The following is a 6,355-nucleotide window of genomic DNA, read 5'->3' on the forward strand; positions in this document are numbered from 1 at the left end:
ATCTCTTAAGGAAACATAAGCTTCTTTCGCATAAAACAACAGATTTAATAGGATGAAATTCCATTCCCTATCTCCAAACACAAATAATACAAACAAATACTAATCATCCCCACAAAGAAAAGCAGCTGGAACAACTGAATTATCCGCTCCAACGATTGTCTTTCCTTCATACTAATTGATTTTTGAACATCAATAATTTGATTTGACATATCCTCTAGAATTTGCACACTTTTTCCGCTTTCCAATGATTGCTTTATAATGATGCAAAACGAATCTATATAGCCGTTTTTAAACTGTAAGTTAAATTCATCAATTGCTTCATCTATGTTGGCATTCGCGATTATATTGCTGGTAAGTTTTAATAGAGCTGATTTTAAACGTTCTGACTGAACAGATAGATAACACTCTCCTAGAGCTTGTACCAAGTAAACATTTGCTTTGGTTTGTATACGTAATGTGTCATAGATTGATCGTATATCTCTCTCCATCTTATCGTTATCCTGACTATTTGACAGTTTAATTAATAAGTCAAATAGTACAAACCCTAAAAACCATAAACCTAGTCCGGCAATAATCCCTCCTGTCCTTAATCCAGCAATCATTAGTAAGAAGGCAGAAGTTAATTTAATTCCAAAATAGTTGATAGGATCCACTTTTCCGTGAAACATAAACTTTACACCATACTGCGTCAGATAAGCATCTAATTTATCATAGTTCAAAAATTCAATATAGGTTTTTCGCATAGATTTTTGCAATCTTGATTTCGCGAGGCGCTGGAGTTTTACTGATTTTTCTTTGATTGGATAGTTAATAAAAAAACGTCCTATTATTAGTGCAATAATGATTAATATCACTGTTTTACAATATAAAATATATTGATATAAGATTAACCCTCCTCTCTATTTATCAATCGAAAGCAATACCCAAAATCCCAGGAACAATACCACAATACAATACCCTAATATCATGTTTCCGATTAAAGAATAAAATAAGACGTTGACAATTCCGATCTCGCTAAAACTATCTAACATGTTTATAATAAAGATGCCACAAAGTAAAATGATAAACATCTCAATCCTGCTGTTTTTAATCAATGCCCTTCTCTCTTCTCTAGCAGCAATGTACTCACGAAGCATTTTACGGCTGTCCTTAATGATTTCTTCATAATTGGCCTCATAACGAGAGCATATTTCAATGTTTCTGATAATTTCCTTGAATTTTTCTAGTTCAATTTTATGTTCCAGGTTTAATAAAGCTTTTGATACATCTCCGGATGAACGAGCTTCTATAACACATGCTTCTACTGCATCATGTAATGGATTGTTCAAATATGGATAAACTTTATTCAGTATAGTAATAATATCGTGATTGGTTTTGCTGTAATTCTCTAGAAGATTGGTAAACTCTAGAATGTTTTTTTCAGTTGCCCTGTAATTGATGCCGGACATAAGATATAGAATTAGATATGATAGAAATAATATAATTAATCCTACCATTAAAGATATGATTGGTGAATCTGTAAATAGGGCAACCCCACCCGTAAATGCCAATATAACAGTAAAAGTTATCACTAAGTACGTTCCTGTATTCAAAAAGGGGATTCTTGATGTAATCCCGCTCCGATTAATGAGCAAATCCATCCTTCTTAGAAAATATACTTTTTCTTTTCTGCCTTCCTCTTCTCGATAGCGTTTATCCTCCTCCTCTCGTAACAGTGCTTCCTTCTTTGTACGTTTATATAACTTTCTTAAAGTCAAATGAGGAATCTTTTGTTCTATAAAAATCTCATAGATTTTACAGCAAACAAGATAGATAAGTAGTAATAGTACCAATCTGTATGCAAAAAGCATAAATAATCTCCCTTCCGATATAACCAATTCCTAGAAGATTCTGCGATAACCAATATTATGTAAGTCATCATTCCAGCCTATGATTTCTGATATCTCAGTTACTTTAAAGTCTTTCATAAAAACTACAGTGGATAATGATGCTAACATCTTTAATGCATCCTCTTTACTGTAATCACTTTCGTACTTGATAAAATCTGCTATCTTATCAAGAGCTTGCAACGAACTATTGCTATGTATACTACACATAACTTTATGCCCAGTATAACTAGCATTAAGAAAATAAAGTGCTTCACCACCTTTGATTTCTCCGATAATGAACCAATCCAAATCGGTCAGCAACCCGTTGATTGCCAGATCCTTTAATGTATATTGGATCTTTCCTTCACCTTTGGAGATAATCACTTTTTGAAACATTAAATCAGGATGAGTCCTTGAATAAAGCTCCTCACTTTCTTGAATTACTAATCCACTTTCATCATGAGGAATACATTCTAGCAAAGCATTCATCAATGTAGTTTTTCCGGAGGCGCCTTTCCCACAGAATACGATACCTTGCTTTTTCGCGACCGCATCCTTAAGGTATGAGGCAATATCCTCCGTTAAAACTTCCATTTGAACCAAATCAGATATCAGCAATTTCTTTTTAGGTATTTTCCTAATATGTAGATACGGAGTATTCGTTGAATTAACAAATGAAGTAGAAATATTAAAACGAAGGATGAAATTAGGATTGCTTTCTTTGTCAGTGAATATCTGTATTGCATTAATATCGCTCAGATTTGTTTTGTTTTTCACGGCGACCATATCCACAAAACGCTTGTAATCATATTTACTTCTAAACTTCACATCAGAATCTGATCGCCTGCCAAGTTTTTTTATACGCACATTATTCTCGCTGATTACTTTAATATCGGAAATAGAAGGATCATTAATTAAATCATCTAGGATATAGTACCCCCATAAGAATTTTTCATAATGTTCCCAAACCTGCTGTGACTTAGATGGATCCACATGACGTGACTTCAAAAAACCAATTACATCTGTCTGAAATCTCTCTTTTGATTTAATACCACGATTCACCAAATTCAATGACTTGGTATCTACATTGGTAAAGTATTCTATTAGGTCTTCTAAAATTTGCTCCTCATCGTTTAATTCTTTAGTATTTATATCATTATTCATTATCATACCTCTCTAGCTGCTGGGTAAATTATCAAAGGATTAATACTTTCTAAATGCAGAACTCCCCTAAAGAATATAAAATTGAAAACGGTACTAAAATTCTACTAATCATAGCATTTTCTTTTGTCTTTACCAAATGTGCTGCTTTTTTAATAATCAGATAAGCAGCTTTTTTTATTGAATTAATATAGAAAAAATGTGGAGATTCTTTTATGCTAGAATAATTTCCACGAACAAACTCTACAACTGAGCCGGTTGAAAATGCAATTTGATACGAATTATTTGGGGGAATAGGGATAATATCTTCAATAGGAATTTGATACATCTGAGCAATCCGTTTATATTTTAAGTATAAGCGGCTATCATAATTACTGATAATGAAGACTGACTTTGAAAATAATGATGAATAGTTATGGAAAAAATCGTCTAAGACGCTTTGGTCTTGACATAAATTCACTACAATTAGATCTGATTCGTCTAAGATTGTTTTGGTACTAAGATTATTACTGCTGGCGGTATCAATAAAACATATATCTGCGTTCTCCTCAACCAGCCGAAATAACGTCTGAACACAATAATTGAATTCATAATCAAATATTTCGCTATGTATCACTCTAGTTTGTGGAATGTAGTAAAGATGCTCTTGGATTACCTCTTTCAAATGTAACTTCAAAAGTTCCGTATTCATAGCTCCTCTGTATATTTTTCGTAAGAGCCCTTCAATACCTCCACCATCATAATAATTGGTGCCAACTTCATTCACTAAATTGATTTTATCATCCCTTAGGTATGCTCTCCCTAGGTTTGAGTTTCGAAGATGATTTTCCAATACAATTACCGAATATGGATAACGTATTACACTGGCTACAGAGATAGCAGCCATATTAGCAGACACATTACACTTTTCATTCGCAATGCTCCAAAATGCTATTTTCAAATAATAACCTCCTCTACAAATTAATTAATGGGAAATAGTTCTGATTTACTTTGAATTGCAATATTTAGATAATTTTAGAAGTTATTTCTATAATAAATTAAGCATGCATATTTGTAAACATTTTTATCACATTAAAAATCAACAGACTTTTTGTATATTTTTGTCTATATTTAACATATCAATCCATACGATTTATGATTGTTAAGATCGCAATGCCCCTATAAATAAGAGAATTTTTAAATTTGGAATCATTTAATACCAGAACAAATTCTGTATCCAAATACAACAAAAAAACCCAAAGCATTAAGCTTTGAGCTGAGTTATTTCTTATTCAATTGACTTTATCTACACACGAAAATGTTCCATCCATTACGAACGTTTTGTTCGTTTTACTGTTAAACCTTTTAAGGTCAAGCCCTCGACCTATTAGTAACAATCAGCTACATACGTTACCGCACTTCCACCTTTGTCCTATCTACCTGGTAGTCTTCCAGGGGTCTTACTAGCTTATGCTATGGGATATCTTATCTTGAGGGGGGCTTCACGCTTAGATGCCTTCAGCGTTTATCCCTTCCAAACTTGGCTACTCGGCCATGCCATTGGTATGACAACCGATGCACCAGTGGTTCGTCCAACCCGGTCCTCTCGTACTAAGGTCAGCTCCTCTCAAATATCCTGCGCCCACGCCGGATAGGGACCGAACTGTCTCACGACGTTCTGAACCCAGCTCGCGTACCGCTTTAATGGGCGAACAGCCCAACCCTTGGGACCTACTACAGCCCCAGGATGCGATGAGCCGACATCGAGGTGCCAAACCACTCCGTCGATGTGAACTCTTGGGAGTGATAAGCCTGTTATCCCCAGGGTAGCTTTTATCCGTTGAGCGATGGCAATCCCACTTTATACCACCGGATCACTAAGTCCTACTTTCGTACCTGCTCCACCCGTCGGTGTCACAGTCAAGCCTTCTTCTGCCTTTGCACTCTTCGAATGGTTTCCAACCATTCTGAGAAGACCTTTGAGCGCCTCCGATACCCTTTCGGAGGCGACCGCCCCAGTCAAACTCCCCACCTGACATTGTCCACCAGCCGGATTACGGCTGAATGTTAGAAATCCAGTAACACAAGGGTGGTATCCCAACAGTGGCTCCATTGTAACCAGAGTTACAACTTCACAGCCTCCCACCTATCCTGTGCATGCATTACCGGATCCCAGTATCAAGCTAGAGTAAAGCTCCATGGGGTCTTTCCGTCCTGGCGCGGGTAACCAGCATCTTCACTGGTATTTCAATTTCACCGGGTGCATTGTCGAGACAGTGCCCAAATCATTACGCCTTTCGTGCGGGTCAGAACTTACCTGACAAGGAATTTCGCTACCTTAGGACCGTTATAGTTACGGCCGCCGTTTACTGGGGCTTAAGTTCAAAGCTTCGGATTGCTCCTAACCTCTCCCCTTAACCTTCCAGCACCGGGCAGGCGTCAGCCCATATACTTCACCTTACGGTTTTGCATAGACCTGTGTTTTTGCTAAACAGTTGCTTGGGCCATTTCTCTGCGGCCTACTTGCGTAGGCACCCCTTCTCCCGAAGTTACGGGGTTATTTTGCCGAGTTCCTTAACAATGCTTCTCCCGTCGGCCTTAGGATTCTCTCCTCATCCACCTGTGTCGGTTTACGGTACGGGCTTACATAGAACAATAGCGGATTTTCTTGACGGCATGGGTTCGGAAGCTTCACTACTTTAAATTCGCTCCTCATCACACTTCAGTAACATCCGGGGGATTTGCCTCCCAGACTAACCTTTGTGCTTGAACCGGTTTTTCCATTCCCGGCTCTTCCTACCCTTCCGTGTCCCCACAGTTCTGTCTATATAAGGTACAGGAATATCAACCTGTTGTCCATCGACTACGCCTTTCGGCCTCGCCTTAGGTCCCGACTTACCCGGGGCAGATCAGCTTTACCCCGGAAACCTTGGATATTCGGCCTAGAAGATTCTCACTTCTATCTCGCTACTCATTCCGGCATTCTCTCTTCTTAAATCTCCACGCCTCCTTACGGTAACGCTTCGTCGTTTTAAGAATGCTCCTCTACCAATTACACACGTAGTGTAATTCCACAGCTTCGGTGACGTGTTTTAGCCCCGGACATTTTCGGCGCAGGACCTCTCGACTAGTGAGCTATTACGCACTCTTTGAATGTATGGCTGCTTCTGAGCCAACATCCTAGTTGTCTTCGAAATCCCACATCCTTTTCCACTTAACACGCACTTTGGGACCTTAGCTGGTGGTCTGGGCTCTTTCCCTTTTGACTACCCAACTTATCTCGTGCAGTCTGACTCCCGATAAACAATTATACGGCATTCGGAGTTTGATATGCTTCGGTAAGCTTT

Annotated in this window: 4 protein-coding genes and 1 rRNA gene (1 of these 5 running past the window's edge); all 5 read right to left on the reverse strand. The window is 38.0% G+C overall.

What is annotated here, in order from left to right; translation table 11 throughout:
• Positions 1 to 44: 44 nt before the first annotated feature.
• On the reverse strand, positions 45 to 668 hold the full coding sequence (locus AC6IWN_RS11105) for a type II secretion system F family protein (protein ID WP_497987485.1): 624 nt from the start codon (positions 666 to 668) through the stop codon (positions 45 to 47).
• Positions 669 to 899: 231 nt separating this feature from the next.
• Positions 900 to 1,850, reverse strand: a complete 951-nt coding sequence (locus tag AC6IWN_RS11110; protein WP_497987486.1) for a type II secretion system F family protein — start codon at positions 1,848 to 1,850, stop codon at positions 900 to 902.
• 30 nt (positions 1,851 to 1,880) lie between these two features.
• Positions 1,881 to 3,032, reverse strand: coding sequence for an ATPase, T2SS/T4P/T4SS family (locus AC6IWN_RS11115; RefSeq protein ID WP_497987487.1), 1,152 nt, complete (start codon positions 3,030 to 3,032; stop codon positions 1,881 to 1,883).
• A 49-nt stretch (positions 3,033 to 3,081) separates the two neighbouring features.
• On the reverse strand, positions 3,082 to 3,969 hold the full coding sequence (locus AC6IWN_RS11120; RefSeq protein ID WP_497987488.1) for a hypothetical protein: 888 nt from the start codon (positions 3,967 to 3,969) through the stop codon (positions 3,082 to 3,084).
• Positions 3,970 to 4,375: 406 nt separating this feature from the next.
• A 23S ribosomal RNA gene (locus tag AC6IWN_RS11125) occupies positions 4,376 to 6,355 on the reverse strand (it continues 923 nt past the right edge of the window).

This window comes from Variimorphobacter sp. HTMS_6, assembly GCF_059717775.1.